The sequence below is a fragment of the Rhizobium sp. 1399 genome (assembly GCF_031455475.1).
GTDB lineage: Bacteria > Pseudomonadota > Alphaproteobacteria > Rhizobiales > Rhizobiaceae > Rhizobium.
Map to the genome: position 1 here is coordinate 114010 of NZ_JAVDSU010000003.1, position 16220 is coordinate 130229.

13 protein-coding genes are annotated in these 16220 nt (G+C 62.0%); 9 read left to right on the plus strand and 4 right to left on the minus strand.

The genetic code is table 11. The features are described from left to right. Nucleotides 1-8: 8 nt before the first annotated feature. From J2X71_RS11900 to J2X71_RS11910, 3 genes are all read right to left on the minus strand, one after another. Nucleotides 9-1619, minus strand: a complete 1611-nt coding sequence (locus tag J2X71_RS11900) for a carboxyl transferase domain-containing protein (RefSeq protein WP_310382302.1) — start codon at nt 1617-1619, stop codon at nt 9-11. Further along, nucleotides 1616-2761, minus strand: coding sequence for an isovaleryl-CoA dehydrogenase (locus J2X71_RS11905; protein ID WP_310382303.1), 1146 nt, complete (start codon nt 2759-2761; stop codon nt 1616-1618). Before J2X71_RS11905 ends, J2X71_RS11900 begins: the two co-directional genes overlap by 4 nt. 65 nt (nt 2762-2826) lie before the next feature. Further along, complete coding sequence (locus J2X71_RS11910) at nt 2827-3903, minus strand: AraC family transcriptional regulator (protein ID WP_310382304.1); 1077 nt, start codon at nt 3901-3903, stop codon at nt 2827-2829. Nucleotides 3904-3985: 82 nt separating this feature from the next. Here J2X71_RS11910 and J2X71_RS11915 point away from each other — a divergent pair, with 82 nt between their 5' ends. From J2X71_RS11915 to lpdA, 7 genes are read left to right on the plus strand one after another with little or no spacing between them, the layout of a single operon-like run. Further along, the gene (locus J2X71_RS11915) at nt 3986-4753 is read left to right on the plus strand and encodes a 3-hydroxyacyl-CoA dehydrogenase (RefSeq protein WP_310382305.1); all 768 of its coding nucleotides are present in this window, start codon (nt 3986-3988) and stop codon (nt 4751-4753) included. A 23-nt stretch (nt 4754-4776) separates the two neighbouring features. Beyond that, nucleotides 4777-5964 carry an acetyl-CoA C-acyltransferase gene (locus J2X71_RS11920; protein WP_310382306.1) on the plus strand — a complete coding sequence of 396 codons (1188 nt, stop codon included), beginning with the start codon at nt 4777-4779 and terminating at the stop codon, nt 5962-5964. A 12-nt stretch (nt 5965-5976) separates the two neighbouring features. After that, nucleotides 5977-7104, plus strand: coding sequence for an acyl-CoA dehydrogenase family protein (locus J2X71_RS11925; RefSeq protein WP_310382307.1), 1128 nt, complete (start codon nt 5977-5979; stop codon nt 7102-7104). Between the two features lie 60 nt (nt 7105-7164). Then, nucleotides 7165-8397, plus strand: coding sequence for a thiamine pyrophosphate-dependent enzyme (locus tag J2X71_RS11930; protein ID WP_310382308.1), 1233 nt, complete (start codon nt 7165-7167; stop codon nt 8395-8397). 1 nt (nt 8398) lies between these two features. Next, entirely contained in the window at nt 8399-9412 is a 1014-nt protein-coding gene (locus J2X71_RS11935; RefSeq protein ID WP_310382310.1) for an alpha-ketoacid dehydrogenase subunit beta, read from the plus strand. A 3-nt stretch (nt 9413-9415) separates the two neighbouring features. After that, nucleotides 9416-10645: a dihydrolipoamide acetyltransferase family protein gene (locus J2X71_RS11940; RefSeq protein ID WP_310382312.1), complete on the plus strand. Its 1230-nt coding sequence runs from the start codon at nt 9416-9418 to the stop codon at nt 10643-10645. A gap of 3 nt (nt 10646-10648) precedes the next feature. Then, nucleotides 10649-12046, plus strand: a complete 1398-nt coding sequence (gene lpdA / locus J2X71_RS11945) for a dihydrolipoyl dehydrogenase (RefSeq protein WP_310382313.1) — start codon at nt 10649-10651, stop codon at nt 12044-12046. A 28-nt stretch (nt 12047-12074) separates the two neighbouring features. On the opposite strand, the gene J2X71_RS11950 is transcribed toward lpdA, so the two are convergent. Beyond that, complete coding sequence (locus tag J2X71_RS11950) at nt 12075-13142, minus strand: LacI family DNA-binding transcriptional regulator (RefSeq protein WP_310382314.1); 1068 nt, start codon at nt 13140-13142, stop codon at nt 12075-12077. A 345-nt stretch (nt 13143-13487) separates the two neighbouring features. Here J2X71_RS11950 and J2X71_RS11955 point away from each other — a divergent pair, with 345 nt between their 5' ends. Next, nucleotides 13488-14594, plus strand: coding sequence for a mandelate racemase/muconate lactonizing enzyme family protein (locus tag J2X71_RS11955; protein ID WP_310382315.1), 1107 nt, complete (start codon nt 13488-13490; stop codon nt 14592-14594). A gap of 27 nt (nt 14595-14621) precedes the next feature. After that, a complete protein-coding gene (locus J2X71_RS11960) occupies nt 14622-16220 on the plus strand; it encodes an ABC transporter substrate-binding protein (RefSeq protein WP_310382316.1) in 1599 nt (532 codons plus the stop codon).

A 16220-nucleotide genomic window follows, 5' to 3' on the forward strand; every position in this document is an offset into this window, starting at 1 on the left:
GCGCCACCTCACATCCGGAAGACGCCGAAGCGCGGCCCTTTGGGGATCGGCCCGTTCAGGCAGGCGGAAAAGGCAAGGCCCAGCACATCGCGCGTCTGGCGCGGATCGATGATGCCGTCGTCCCAGAGGCGTGCGGTGGCGTAGTAGGGATTGCCCTCGGCCTCGTAACCGGCGCGGATCGGCGCCTTGAAAGCTTCTTCATCTTCCACCGGCCAGCTTTCGCCGCGCGCCTCCATCGCATCACGGCGGATGGTGGCAAGCACGGAGGCCGCCTGCTCGCCGCCCATCACGCTGATACGGCTATTCGGCCACGTGAAGAGAAAACGTGGGCGATAGGCACGGCCGCACATGCCGTAATTGCCGGCGCCGAAACTGCCGCCGATGATGACGGTGACCTTGGGTACGGTGGCAGTCGCAACTGCGGTGACGAGTTTTGCCCCGTCCTTGGCGATGCCGCCTGCCTCATAACGGCCGCCGACCATGAAGCCCGGTATGTTCTGCAGAAACAGCAGTGGCACGCGGCGCTGGCAGGCAAGCTCGATGAAATGCGCGCCCTTCAGCGCGCTTTCGGAAAACAGCACGCCGTTATTGGCGATGATGGCGACCGGCATGCCCCAGATACGGGCAAAACCGCAGACCAGTGTCGCGCCATAGAGCGGCTTGAATTCATGCAGTTCGGAACCATCGACGATGCGGCCGATGACCTCCCGAACGTCATAAGGCGAGCGCACATCCTCCGGGATGATACCGCCCAGATCTTCCGGATCGAGTTTTGGCGGACGTGGTGCCTGAATGTCGATGTCGACTGATTTCACGCTGTTGAGGCTGGCGACGATATCGCGCACGAGAAGCAGCGCATGCTCGTCATTTTCGGCGACGTGATCGACGACACCGGAGCGGCGGCCATGGGTTTCGGCGCCGCCGAGCTCTTCGGCCGAGATGATCTCGCCCGTCGCGGCCTTCACTAGCGGCGGGCCGGCAAGGAAGATCGTACCCTGATTGCGAACGATGACTGTCTCGTCGGACATGGCAGGCACATAGGCGCCGCCCGCCGTGCAGCTTCCCATGACGCAGGCAATCTGCGGAATGCCTTCGGCCGACATCTGTGCCTGATTGTAGAAGATCGCCCCGAAATGATCGCGGTCGGGAAAGACCTCGGCCTGATGCGGGAGATTGGCGCCGCCGCTGTCGACAAGGTAGAGGCACGGCAGCCGGTTCTGCATGGCGATCTCCTGCGCCCGCAGATGTTTCTTCACCGTGACAGGGAAATAAGCACCACCCTTCACTGTCGCATCATTGGCGACGATCATCACCTCGCGGCCGGAAACGCGGCCTATGCCGGTAATGATGCCGGCACCCGGCGCCTCGTCATTATACATGCCGTTCGCCGCCAGCGTGCCGATCTCCAGGAAGGGGCTGCCGGCATCGAGCAGCAACTGGATGCGATCGCGCGGCAGGAGCTTGCCCTTGCCGGTGTGGCGCTCGCGCGCTGCCTGTGAGCCGCCTCCACGGGTCTTCGCTGAGCGGTCGTAGAGCGCGTCGATCAGTCCTTTATTATTGATTGTGTTGGTCTTGAAGGTTTCGCTGCCGCGATCAATGTCAGAGGAAATCACCGTCATGATGCGATGAGCTCCCGGCCGATCAGATAGCGGCGAATCTCGTTGGTTCCGGCGCCGATATCGTAAAGCTTGGCATCGCGCAGGAAACGTTCGACCGGCCACTCCTTGGTATATCCGGCGCCGCCGAGCGCCTGGATCGCCTCCAGCGACACTTTCACGGCATTCTCGCTGGCAAAGAGGATCGCGGCCGCCGCATCCGTGCGGGTCGTCCGGCCACCATCGCAGGCGCGGGCGACAGAATAGACGTAGGCGCGCGATGAATTCAGCGCGACATACATATCGGCAATCTTACCTTGCATCAGCTGGAAGTCGCCGATCGCCTTGCCGAACTGCTTGCGCTCCCGCACATAGGGCAGCACCACATCGAGGCAGGCCTGCATGATGCCAAGCGGACCGGCCGCGAGCACTGCACGCTCATAATCGAGGCCGGACATCAGGATCTTCACGCCGTCGCCTTCCCGGCCCATCAGTGCTTCTGCCGGCACCTCGCAATCCTGAAAGACCAATTCCGCCGTATCGCTGCCGCGCATGCCGAGCTTGGAGAGCTTTTTTGAAACGCTGAAACCGGACATCCCTTTTTCGATGATGAAAGCCGAAATACCTTTCGGTCCCGCGGCCGGATCGGTCTTTGCGTAGACGACGAGCACATCGGCATGCGGCGCATTGGTGATCCAGAACTTCGTCCCGTTAAGGAGGTAGCGATCACCCCTGCGTTCCGCCTTGAGCCGCATGGAAACGACATCCGAGCCGGAGCCGGCTTCGGACATGGCAAGCGAGCCGACATGTTCACCGGAAATCAGCTTTGGCAAATAGCGTTGCTTCTGCTCCGGTGTGGCCCAGCGGCTGATCTGGTTGACACAGAGATTGGAATGGGCGCCGTAGCTCAAGCCCACGGAAGCCGAGGCACGTGAGACTTCCTCCATGGCAACGACATGTTCGAGATAGCCGAGACCGGCACCGCCGAATTCTTCTTCCACGGTGATGCCGTGCAGACCAAGCGCGCCCATCTGCGGCCAGAGCTGACGTGGAAACGTATTGCTTTCGTCGATCTCCGTAGCGAGCGGAGCAATCGTATCGGCGGCAAATCGCGCCGTCGCGTCGCGGATCGCGTCCGCGGTTTCGCCCAGCGAAAAATCAAACATGGCATTCCTCCCGCTACAATATGTAGCGCGGGTTGCTGCCGCTTCAAAGCTCTCTCGAACGAAGCCTATTCCCACTGCGCCGATTTCGCTTCCTCGCGGCGGAAGGCATCGGGGCTCTTGCCCATCCATTTCCTGAAGGCGCGAAAGAAGGCGCTGGGTTCGGAATAGCCGAGCTGCACCGCGATTTCGCCGATCGTCTTCGACGTGTTCAGTAGCATGTCGATGGCAAGGTCCCGGCGGATATCGTCCTTGATGCCGGCATAGCTCTGGCCCTCGTCATGCAGGCGATGGCGGAGCGTCGAGGATGGCAGGCGCATCTCGGCAGCGAGCGTCTGGAAGCTCGACCAGGTGGCGGGAGAGGTTTGCGAGAGACGACGGCGCACGCCAGCAGCAATGCCGGCATCATAGCGATAGCGCACGAGGATATTGGCGGGCGCGCCCTGCAGAAATTGCTTCAATGCCTGTTCGCTGCGCGAAATAGGCAGATCGAGCAGAGCGCTGTCGAAACCGAGCCGGCTGATCGGTTGCGAGAAACGCACCGGCGCACCGAAAAAGAGCCGGTAGTCGGCGCCTTGGTTTGGCTCTTCGCATCGGAAATCGACAAGGCGGATCGGGATACGCCGGCCGACAAGCCAGCAGATGATGCCATGCAGGATGATCCAGTAGGTGCGATAGGCGAAGGCCGAGCGCGGCTCGCCTGCGTCGCGAAGCTCAATCTGAGCCAGTCCGTCGCGGATAACGAGCGTACCACGCGGATCGTCCAGCATCACGTCGAGGAAACGCAAGGCCCGCCGCAGGGCGTGGCCGAGGGTCGGTGCATGCAGCACGCAATGGCAGAGCAGGGTGAAGCTGCCGCTACGCATCGGTCGGGCGCCCATGCCGAAGAATTCGTCGTCTAGTTCGGCGGCGATCGCGAGCCACAATGCGCCATAGGCCTCAGCTGAAACCGGTTGATCGATCCGTTGCGGCAGGCCGAGCTTGGTCAGAAGAGACGCGGTCGGCTTCCCAAGGCGGCGCAGGCTGTCGAGCGCTTCCTCGACGAAGCCCGGTGCGATCATGCGTCGCTCGATTTCGGCCATCGCTGCTTCACTCCGACAAACAATATGGCAAAACTGGCCGAAATATTGGGGCAATTCTGTCATCGCTTGCAATAGGGCGAGGGAATAGAATTCTTGTTAAGGCGGACTCTGGAGGCGATGTCTGTCGGGCAGGGAGGAGCGATCCGTGCAAATCCGCGGCGCAGGTTTCATCGTTACTGGTGGCGGCTCAGGGCTCGGGGCGGCGACTGCACGCATGCTCGTCGAAGCCGGCGGGCGCGTGACGATCGCCGATCTCAGTCTCGATGCAGGCGAGGCGATCGCCCGTGAGCTGGGACAGGATACGCGCTTCATCAAGGCCGACGTGACCGATGAAGAGGACGGTGCGGCGGTGATTGCCGCGGCCGTGGATGCTTTCGGTCCGCTTCGCGGGCTTATCAACTGCGCCGGCGTAGCGCCGGCCGAAAAGGTCGTCGGCCGCGAGGGACCGCACCGGCTGGAGAGCTTTGCCCGCACGATCGGCATCAATCTCATTGGCACTTTCAACATGATCCGGCTTGCCGCCGCTGCTATCCAGGCTGCGCAACCGGATGCGGAGGGCGAACGGGGCGTGATCGTCAATACGGCCTCGGCCGCCGCCTTCGACGGACAGATAGGTCAGGCAGCCTACGCCGCCTCCAAGGGCGGTGTCGCAGCGATGACGCTGCCGATCGCCCGCGAGCTTGCGCGTCACGGCATCCGCACCGTGTCGATCGCGCCCGGCATTTTCGAAACGCCGATGATGGCCGGCATGCCGGCGGAGGTGCGGGAAGCACTTGGCAAGAGCGTGCCTTTCCCACCGCGTCTCGGGCATCCGGCGGAATTTGCCGCGCTGGTGCGTCATATCCTGGAAAACAGCATGCTGAACGGCGAGGTCATCCGCCTCGACGGCGCATTGCGTATGGGCGCGCGCTAAGCGCCTGGCCCGAAGGAGGAAACATGATCCTGCAGGATCCTATCGTCATCGTCGGTGCAGCCCGCACGCCGATCGGCAGTTTTCAGGGTGAACTCAAGGATGCTGCGGCCCCTGAGCTCGGTGCAGCCGCAATCCGCGCGGCCCTGCAGCGCAGTGGCGTCGAGGCGGATGCAATCGAGGAGGTCGTTTTCGGTTGTGTACTGCCTGCCGGACAGGGGCAGGCGCCAGCTCGCCAGGCGGCGATCCATGCCGGCCTGCCCTTCGCGACAGGGGCAAGCACCGTCAACAAGATGTGCGGCTCCGGCATGAAGGCGGTCATGATCGCTCATGACCTGATTGCGGTGGGAAGCGCTTCCGTGGCGGTCGCGGGTGGCATGGAAAGCATGACCAATGCGCCCTATCTCCTTGATCGTGCCCGTGCCGGTTACAGGCTCGGCCATGGGCGGGTCGTGGATCATATGTTCCTCGACGGGCTGGAGGATGCATATGACAAGGGGCGCTTGATGGGCAGCTTCGCGGAGGATTGCGCCGAAGCCTATCAGTTCACACGTGAGGCGCAGGATGCCTATGCGGTCGCCTCGCTGACCCGGGCGCAGAAGGCGATTTCCGGAGGCTATTTTGACAGCGAAATCGTGCCCGTGACGGTGAAATCCGGCAAGGCCGAGCAGGTGGCAAGCCGTGACGAACAGCCGGGTAAGGCGAGGCCTGACAAGATCCCGACCCTGAAGCCGGCCTTTCGTGACGGCGGCACGGTGACTGCCGCCAATTCCAGTTCGATTTCCGATGGTGCGGCGGCGCTCGTTCTGATGCGGCGCTCGGAGGCGGATCGCCGCCATCTGAGGCCGCTTGCCACCATCCTCGGCCATGCCACGCATTCGCAGGCCCCCAATCTCTTCGCCACCGCGCCGATCGGCGCTTTGCAGAAGCTTTCCGATCGCACCGGTCTGCCGCTTTCCGATGTCGATCTCTTCGAAATCAACGAGGCCTTTGCCGTCGTTGCCATGGCGGCGATGCGCGACCTCGACCTGCCGCATGACAAGGTCAATGTACATGGCGGCGCTTGCGCGCTTGGCCATCCGATCGGTGCGTCCGGAGCCCGTATTCTGGTGACGCTTCTGTCGGCGCTGGAGCGTTACGACCTGAAGCGCGGCATGGCCGCACTTTGCATCGGCGGTGGCGAGGCAACCGCCGTCGCCATCGAGCGGCACTAGGGGAGGGGGCCGATGATCCTTTCTGAACTTCAGCAGCAGATCCGCGATCTCGCGCGTGACTTCGCCCGCGAGCGGCTGGCGCCGGGCGCGGCCAAACGCGACCGGGAATCTCTTTTCCCGCGCGAAGAGTTGAAGGAGATGGGCGAACTCGGTCTGCTTGGCATGCTCGTGCCTGAGACCTACGGCGGATCGGATACCGGTGTCATCGCCTATGCCGCAGCCATTGAGGAGATCGCGGCCGGTGACGGGCCATGCTCGACCATCATGAGCGTGCACAGTTCGGTCGGCTGCGTGCCGATCCTGAAATTCGGCAATGAGGAGCAGCGCCAGCGCTTCCTGCCGAAACTTGCGAGCGGTGAATGGATCGGCGGCTTTGCGCTGACGGAGACTCAGGCGGGTTCGGATGCCTCGAACCTGAAGACGCGGGCGCGGCGCGACGGCGACCATTATGTGCTCGATGGTTCAAAGCAATTCATCACCTCGGGCAAGAACGGCCAGGTCATCATCGTCTTTGCGGTCACCGATCCCGAGGCCGGCAAGAAGGGTATCACCGCCTTCATCGTGCCGACCGATACGCCGGGTTATGAGGTGATCCGGGTCGAGGAAAAGCTTGGCCTTCATTCCTCCGACACCTGCCAGATCGCCTTCACCGGCATGCGCATTCCGGCCGAGCTCAGGCTCGGTGAGGAGGGCGAGGGCTATCGTATCGCGCTTGCCAATCTCGAGGGCGGGCGGATCGGAATTGCAGCGCAGGCCGTCGGCATGGCGCAGGCGTCCTTCGAGGCGGCGCGCGACTATGCACGTGAGCGGACTGCCTTCGGCAAGCCGATCGTCGAACACCAAGCCGTTGCCTTCCGGCTCGCCGACATGGCGACGCGGATCGAGGCGGCGCGCCAGCTCGTCTTCCATGCGGCCTCGCTAAGGGAGGCGGGACAGCCATGCCTGTCGGAGGCTTCGATGGCCAAGCTCTTTGCCTCTGAGATGGCCGAGCGTGTCTGCTCAGATGCGATCCAGATCCATGGTGGCTATGGTTACATAGCCGACTATCCGGTGGAGCGGATCTATCGCGATGTGCGCATCTGCCAGATCTATGAGGGAACAAGCGACGTGCAGCGCATGGTGATTGCCCGCAACCTATAACGATAAGGTCCGGCTTCTGGAGGAGAGGAGCGGGGCCGATAGAGGGAGGAAAAAGACCACATGGTGGAATCTGCTCGTTTGAGCCTGCATGTCCCCGAACCCGCCGTCCGCCCGGGCGGCCATCCCGATTTTTCCAATGTCAAGATCGCCAAGGCTGGGTCGGTGCCACGGCCGGAAGTCGATGTCGCGTCTGAAGACATCCGCGAGCTTGCCTATTCGATCATTCGCGTGCTGAACCGCGACGGCGAGGCGGTCGGTCCTTGGGCAGGGTCTTTGACGGACGAGAAATTGCTGACCGGGCTTCGAAACATGATGAAGCTGCGCGCTTTCGATGCCCGCATGCTGATGGCGCAGCGGCAGGGCAAGACCTCCTTCTACATGCAGCATCTCGGTGAAGAGGCGGTCAGCTGCGCCTTCCGCAAGGCGCTGCAGAAGGGAGACATGAATTTCCCGACCTATCGCCAGGCTGGCCTCTTGATCGCCGACGACTACCCGATGGTCGAGATGATGAACCAGATCTACTCGAACGAGAGTGATCCGCTGCGCGGGCGCCAGCTCCCCATCATGTATTCCTCCAAGGAGCACGGCTTCTTCACGATCTCGGGCAATCTCGCCACGCAATATGTGCAGGCGGTGGGCTGGGCCATGGCCTCGGCGATCAAGAATGACAGCCGCATCGCAGCCGCCTGGATCGGAGATGGCTCGACAGCGGAATCGGATTTCCACTCGGCGCTGGTCTTTGCCTCCACCTATAAGGCGCCTGTTATCCTCAACATCGTCAACAATCAGTGGGCGATCTCCACCTTCCAGGGTATTGCCCGCGGTGGCTCCGGCACCTTTGCGGCCCGTGGCCTCGGCTTCGGTATTCCGGCGTTACGGGTCGATGGCAACGATTATCTCGCTGTCCATGCCGTCGCCCGCTGGGCGGCTGAGCGCGCCCGGCGCAATCTTGGCCCGACGCTGATCGAATATGTCACCTATCGCGTCGGCGCCCATTCGACCTCCGACGATCCGAGCGCCTATCGCCCGAAGACGGAATCGGAAGCCTGGCCGCTCGGCGATCCCGTCCTGCGGCTGAAGAAACACCTGATCGTCAGGGGCGTCTGGTCAGAGGAGCGCCATACTCAGGCCGAAGCGGAGATCCTGGATGAGGTGATTGAGGCTCAACGTCAGGCCGAGGGGCACGGCACGCTGCATGACGGCGGCAAGCCCTCGGTGCGCGATATCTTCGAAGGCGTCTATGCCGAGATGCCGCCGCATATCCGCCGCCAGCGGCAGAAGGCGGGGTACTGACATGGCCCGGATGACGATGATCGAGGCCGTACGCAGCGCCATGGATGTCTCGATGGCGCGCGATGACAATGTCGTGGTCTTCGGCGAGGATGTCGGTTACTTCGGCGGCGTCTTCCGCTGCACGCAGGGCCTGCAGGCGAAATACGGCAAGACGCGCTGCTTCGACACGCCGATCAGCGAATCCGGCATCGTCGGCACGGCGATCGGCATGGCGGCCTATGGGCTGAAGCCCTGCGTCGAAATCCAGTTCGCCGATTATATGTATCCGGCTTACGACCAGCTGACGCAGGAGGCGGCGCGTATCCGCTACCGCTCAAACGGCGATTTCACCTGCCCGATTGTCGTGCGCATGCCGACCGGCGGCGGCATTTTTGGTGGCCAGACCCACAGTCAGAGCCCGGAAGCGCTCTTCACCCATGTCTGCGGCCTGAAAGTGGTGGTGCCGTCCAATCCCTATGACGCCAAGGGCCTGCTGATTGCCGCGATCGAGGATCCCGATCCTGTCATGTTCCTGGAGCCGAAGCGGCTCTATAACGGACCTTTCGATGGCCATCACGAGCGGCCGGTGACGCCATGGTCGAAGCATGATCTTGGCGAGGTACCGGAGGGACATTTTACGATCCCGATCGGCAAGGCTGAGGTACGGCGCACGGGCTCGGCTGTGACGGTCATTGCCTACGGCACGATGGTGCATGTGGCGCTCGCCGCCGCCGAAGATGCCGGCATCGATGCGGAAGTGATCGATCTCCGGAGCCTTTTGCCACTCGACCTCGATACGATCGTCAAATCCGTCACCAAGACCGGGCGCTGCGTCGTCGTGCATGAAGCCACACTAACCTCGGGCTTCGGTGCGGAGGTCGTGTCGCTGGTTCAGGAACATTGCTTCTATAATCTGGAAGCCCCGGTCGTGCGTGTCGCCGGCTGGGATACGCCCTATCCGCATGCACAGGAATGGGATTATTTTCCCGGACCCGGCCGCGTCGGGCGCGCGCTTGCCGAAGTGATGGAGGCCTGAATCATGGGCGAATTCATCATCAAGATGCCGGATGTCGGCGAAGGTGTCGCCGAGGCAGAGCTTGTCGAATGGCATGTGAAGACCGGCGATCCAGTGCGCGAGGACATGGTGATCGCCGCCGTCATGACCGACAAGGCCACCGTCGAAATTCCCTCGCCCGTCAGCGGCACGGTGACCTGGCTGGCCGGTGAGATCGGCGATCGGATTGCCGTCAAGGCGCCGCTGGTACGCATCGAGACGGCAAGCGGCGCCGGAGAGGAGGAACCCGAAACGGTTCCTCAGCCGCAGCCCGCTGAGCCGGTGAAAGCACAAGCTCCGAAACCCGTTCCAAAGGCACCGGCGCCGGCAGCTCTGTCGACCGAAAAGCCACTCGCTGCGCCATCGGTACGGCTGTTTGCCCGCGAGAGCGGTGTAGATCTAAGGCAGGTGCAGGGCACAGGTCCGGCCGGCCGCATCCTGCGCGAAGATATCGAACAGTTCCTGAACCAGGGTTTAGCACCCGCTCCGGCGCGTACCGGCCTGGCAAAGAAGACGACGACCGAGGAGATCAAGCTGACCGGTCTTCGGCGCCGCATTGCCGAAAAGATGGTGCTTTCGACCTCACGCATTCCCCACATCACCTATGTGGAGGAAGTGGATATGACGGCGCTCGAGGAACTGCGCGCCACCATGAATGCCGACCGCAAGGCCGAGCATCCCAAGCTGACGGTGCTGCCCTTCCTGATGCGGGCGCTCGTCAAGGCGATTTCCGATCAGCCCGATGTCAACGCCACCTTCGATGATGATGCCGGCATCATCACGCGCCATAGCGCCGTGCATATCGGCATCGCCACGCAGACGCCGGCGGGGCTCACCGTGCCCGTCGTGCGGCATGCCGAAGCGCGCGGCATCTTCGATTGCGCAGTCGAAATGAGCCGGCTGGCGGAAGCGGCGCGTTCTGGTACCGCAACGCGTGACGAACTGTCAGGCTCGACCATCACCATCAGTTCGCTCGGCGCGCTCGGCGGCATCGTTTCCACGCCCGTCATCAATCACCCGGAAGTGGCGATCATCGGCGTCAACAAGATCGCGATACGGCCGGTCTGGGACGGTGCGCAATTTGTGCCGCGCAAGATGATGAACCTCTCCTCCAGCTTCGATCACCGCATCATCGACGGCTGGGACGCGGCGACCTTCGTGCAGCGCATCCGCACGCTGCTCGAAACCCCGGCGCTCATTTTCATCGAAGGCTGAGCCATGAAAGAGATTGTCTGCAAGCTCCTCGTCATCGGTGCAGGTCCCGGCGGTTATGTTTGCGCCATCCGTGCCGGCCAGCTCGGCATCGACACTGTCATCGTCGAGGCCGGTAAGCCGGGCGGTACCTGCCTGACGGTCGGCTGCATTCCCTCCAAGGCGCTGATTCATGCCGCAGAGGAATTCGACGCCACGCAGAAAATGCTGACGGGCAAGAATCCGATGGGCATCCGCGTCGAGGGCGCCTCGATCGATCTGGCAAAAACAATCACCTGGAAGGACGGTATCGTCGGCCGGCTGACGAGCGGCGTCTCCGGCCTGTTGCAGAAGGCGCGCGTGAAGATCGTCCACGGCCGCGCTCATTTCCGCGATGGCAAGACGGTCGAGGTAGAGACGGAGACCGGCCAGCAGATCATTCGTGCCGAGACCGTCGTCATTGCCACGGGTTCCGATCCGGTGGAGCTCCCGAACCTGCCTTTTGGCGGCCGCGTTATTTCTTCGACCGAGGCGTTGTCGTTGGGTGAGTTGCCGAAAAATCTCGTCGTGGTCGGCGGCGGCTATATCGGGCTAGAACTCGGGATAGCCTTCGCGAAGATGGGATCGCAGGTGACGGTGGTCGAGGCAACGCAGCAGGTGCTGCCGCAATATGATGCCGATCTCGTTCGGCCTGTCATGCGCAAGATGACCGAGCGCGGCATCCGCGTCTTGACCGGCGCGAAGGCGATCGGCCTTTCCGATGCTGGTGATGGACTTGTCGTCGAAACGCCTGACGGCCGGCAACAGGCGCTTGCCGCAGACCGTATTCTGGTGACTGTCGGCCGCCGTCCGAGAACGGCGGGCTCAGGCCTCGAAGAGCTTGATCTCGACCGCGCCGGTCCGTTCCTCAGGATCGACGATCGCTGCCGCACGTCCATGCGCGGCATCTATGCCATCGGTGATGTTACCGGCGAGCCTATGCTGGCGCATCGGGCCATGGCGCAGGGGGAAATGGTGGCGGAGATCGTTGCCGGAAAGAAACGCGCCTGGGACAAGCGCTGCATTCCGGCGATCTGTTTTACCGATCCGGAAATCGTCAGCGCCGGTCTGTCCCCGTCAGAAGCACGCGCCCAGGGTTATGATATCAGGACCGGCCAGTTTCCCTTCAGCGCCAATGGGCGGGCGATGACCATGCTCTCGGAGGAGGGATTTGTGCGGGTGGTGGCGCGGGCCGACACCAATCTGGTCCTCGGCCTGCAGGCGGTGGGCGCTGGGGTTTCCGAGCTCTCGGGCGCCTTCGCGCTTGCCATCGAAATGGGCGCGCGGCTGGAAGATATCGCCGGCACGATCCATGCTCATCCGACGCGCAGCGAAGCGGTCATGGAAGCGGCACTGAAAGCCCTGGGGAACGCTCTTCACATTTGAGCCGCTCGCCGCCTGCTGATAGTGGAGGCTACTCTGCGTCAGGTTCCGCGCCGGTCGAGCGCCGTTCGATGAGTTCTCCCGAAAGGCGGATGGTCGTGGCTGCCCGCAGCAGCGCCGATGTATCTCCCTCGATCATTTCGACGACGACGCGCACGATTTCATCGACCGGCTGGCGGAAAGTGGTGAGGTTGTAGTGTGGCCAGCCTGCCATCGGGATGTCGTCGAAGCCTGCAACGAGGATATCGTCGGGCACGCGGCAGCCTGCCTCCTCCTTGAGGGCATCGATGCCGCCGATTGCAAGAATGTCGTTGGCAAAGAAGATAGCATCGGTGCTTTTCCCGACGGCAATTTCAAGCGCGGCCTTGCGGCCGGCATGGTAGCTGTATTCCTGGCCCTCGATCTGGACGCTCAGCGTCATACCAAGTTCCGCAATCCGCGTGACGAAGCCGCTCTGGCGTTCGCGGTTAGTGGTCGTGTGGCTGAGACCGGCGACATAAGCGACCCTTCGGGCGCCCTGCCGATGGAAATGATCGGCGATGGCGCGGGCACCCTCGACATTGTTGCAGGCGACACAGCTGAGGTTCGTGTCTTCGATGACGCGGTTGATCAGGATGGCCGGCCTGCCTTCCGTTGCCCAGCTCAGCGTCGAGCCTGACAAGATCGTCGCAGAAATGACGATGACAGCGTCCACGTTGTATCGCCGCAGTGCCGAAAGCTGCTCTTCGAGGTTCGATCCCTTGGTGATGTTGAAGAGAAGGCTCTGCAGGCCGATGCGTTGCAGCGAGCGCGAGAGTTTTTCGATCAGGCCCGGATAGAAGGGGTTCTGCATGTCGGAGACGACGATGCCGATAATGTTCGTGCGGCTCTTCGAGAGCATGCTGGCGATCGCATTCGGCTGATAGTCGACTTCTGCCGCATATTTCAGGATGCGTTCGCGCAGATCGGCTGCGATGCTTGCGCCTGGTGTGAAGGCACGCGATACAGCCGACTGACTGACGCCAAGCATGCGCGCAAGTTCGCGGGCCGTAATCGGCTTTCGGCTGAACGCTTCGCCGGACGGTTCTCCCTGCAAGGACGCCGATCCCTGTTTGCGCATGATCCATTTCCCCGGTTGCCACTACCTTTCCTACACTTTTTGCATTCGGATGCAACAATTTCAACTGCTGCTTATACGCAGTCGCTAAGTCGTCCATTGATAGTTCTTCCAACTCTTGAATCCAAAGGTGCCCGAGTGCGCTGCAGCATCCAAGAGCCGACGAAATAAGGGAATATCCGATTTTTGTATGCTCGATATCCAGCGGTGAGCATTTTTGCAGATTCCGGCATAAAACCTGTTCCAATTTCAATTCAATCGCCATGTTGCATACGGATGCAAATTGGAAGATGCTTCCCTCAACAACAACACCGGCGCTGAAAACGTCCGTTCTCCGAGGGAATGCCAGTGGGTGCGATCATCAAGTCCGTCGAAGCTTTTCAGGTGAAGTGGGAGCCCAATGAGCCGCCGGGTCGCCGCACGGCTCTTGTGCGGGTGACGACCGAAGACGGTATCGTCGGCTACGGCGAAGCCTCGCCGATGATGGGCGGGGAACACTCGCTCGGCGTCGTCAGAGATTTTGCAGCCTCGCTCGTCGGCGCGGATGCGCTTGACCAGGCGGTCCTCTACGACCGGCTGCTGCATAAATATGTGAAGCTTGGCCCGGAAGGCGCCGTCACCGGCGCGCTTGCCGCCCTCGACATTGCCCTCTGGGACATCAAGGGCAAGCACTTCAACCAGCCGGTCTACAAGCTGCTCGGCGGCGCCTGGCGTACGGAACTGCCCTTTTATTCCTCGGTTGGCAACAATGCCGGCCGCACTGTCGATGAAACCGTTCGCGTGGTCGAGCAGCGCTGGAAGGCCGAAAAGCCGGCCGCCATAAAGATCCGCTGGGATGGCGACCGCACGCGTCAAGACTATGATATTCCCGGTGACATCGCCAAGGCAAAGGCCGTGCGCAAGCTGGTGGGCGACGATTTCCCGCTCGCCTTCGATGCCAACAACCAATATTCCGTCGGCGGCGCCATCCGCGTCGGCCGCGCGCTCGAAGAGCTCGGCTATGTCTGGTTCGAAGAGCCGGTCCAGCACTATAACGTGCGCGCCATGGGCGAGGTCGCCCAGCGCCTCGACATTACCGTATCGGCCGCCGAACAGTCGTACACGACCCAGGCCGTCGTCGACATGATTAATGCGGGCGTGCGTATGGTGCAGCCTGATATCGTCAAGATGGGCGGCATCACCGGCCTCATGCAGTGCGCGGCGATCTGCTTTGCGCACGGCGTCGAGCTTGTTCCGCATCAGACCCAGCCGACGATCGCCCATGTGGCGAACCTGCATATGCTGGCAACGCTGATGCACAATACCAAGCCCGCCGAATTCTCCGATCCATCGACACGCATGCATGTCGGCTTCGCCAATCCGCCGATCCCGGAAGACGGCAAGTTCAAGGTTCCGTCAGGTCCGGGTCTCGGCCTGATCGTCAACGACGCCGAACTCGACAAGCGGCGAAGCTGAATATTCCGACACATGGGAGGAAATGACATGAACCTGAGAAGACGCCAGTTTCTGGAATTAAGCGCGGCCACGGCCGCGGTGAGCATGCTTGGCACCACGTTTGCCCGCGCTGCCAGCGACCCCGATACGATCCGCATCGGCATTGCTGCCAACGGCCCGCGCACCAGCGATCCGAACTACACGTCGCAGGGCGGTGATAACTGGGCGACCGAGCAAATGTACGAACAGCTCGTGCGCCCCGACGATGGCACCTTCGCCACGACGCCGGACCAGTACCGCCCGACGCTCGCGACCGAATGGTCGGCATCGTCGGATGCTAAGACCTGGACCTTTAAGCTCCGCCAGGGCGTGCAGTTCCACAAGGGCTTCGGCGAAATGACGTCCGAAGACGTCGTTTTCTCCTTCAAGCGCGCCATGGCCGACGGTACGAACAAGCCGATCCTGGCGAATATTGCCGATGTCGTTGCAAACGGCCCCTACGAGGTCGTCATCACGTTGAAGAATTCCGACGTGAACCTGCTGGGTACATCGATATTCCTCAACAACACCTCGATCGTCTCCAAGAAGGCCGTCGACCAGATGGGCGCGGACAAGTTCAAGAGCGATGCCGTCGGCACCGGTCCTTACGAGCTGACCCGCTTCGACACCAAGTGGGGTGCCGCCCTCAAGCGCCATGATGGCTATTGGGGCGAAAAGGCCAAGGTCGGCAAGGTGGAGTGCGTCTACATCGCCGATACCACAGCCCGCACGCTGGCGCTGCTCTCCGGCGATGTCGATATGATCGAAGCCGTACGCGCGCCGGGCTGGGTCGATTCCATGCTGCAGCGCGACTCTACCCTGCAGTTCGACATGACGTCGCCGGGCTCGTTCAACACGCTGCATATCAACCTGAAGCGCAAGCCCTTCGACAATATCAAGGTGCGCCAGGCCATCATGTATGCCGTCGATCGCCATGCGGTCGCTGAAGCCATGAAGCCGATGGGTGGTTTCACCGCTGACTTGCAGCCTGAATTCTTCCCGGGCGGCTTCAAGACCGAAGATCTGCCGCCGGAACTTCAGTACAATTACGACCCGGAAAAGGCGAAAGCCCTGCTCGCTGAAGCCGGCTTCCCCGATGGTTTCGACTTCAATAGCAATGTCAGCCAGCGCGAAGACTATGCCTCGATCATGCTGATCGTGCAGGAGCAGCTGCGTGCGGTCGGCATGCGCATGAACCTGCATATCGGCGATCACACCGCCTATCATGCTGACAATCAGCACGACAAAAACACGCTGGCCCTTCATTCCTCGAGCTATCCGCCGATCCCGACGCAGCTCTACACGCAGCAGCTTTCGACCAAGGCGGAAGTCAAGCCGGATGGATCCGGCGGCATCAACTACAGCCATTACGGTGTGGTCATTCCCGGCATCGACGACCTGCTCGCCAAGGCGCTGCAGGCGACCAATTACAAGGCCTATGTTGACTACTGCCAGCAGATCGAGCTTCAGGTTCTGCGCGACCTGCCGCTGATCGGCATGTCGACGCTCTCCTTCACGGTTGCCCGCAATGCCCGCCTCGACCTCGGCTATAAGGTGCAGAGCGGCTATGCGCGGTGGCGTTTCCACCACGCAAGCAAGAAGGCCTGA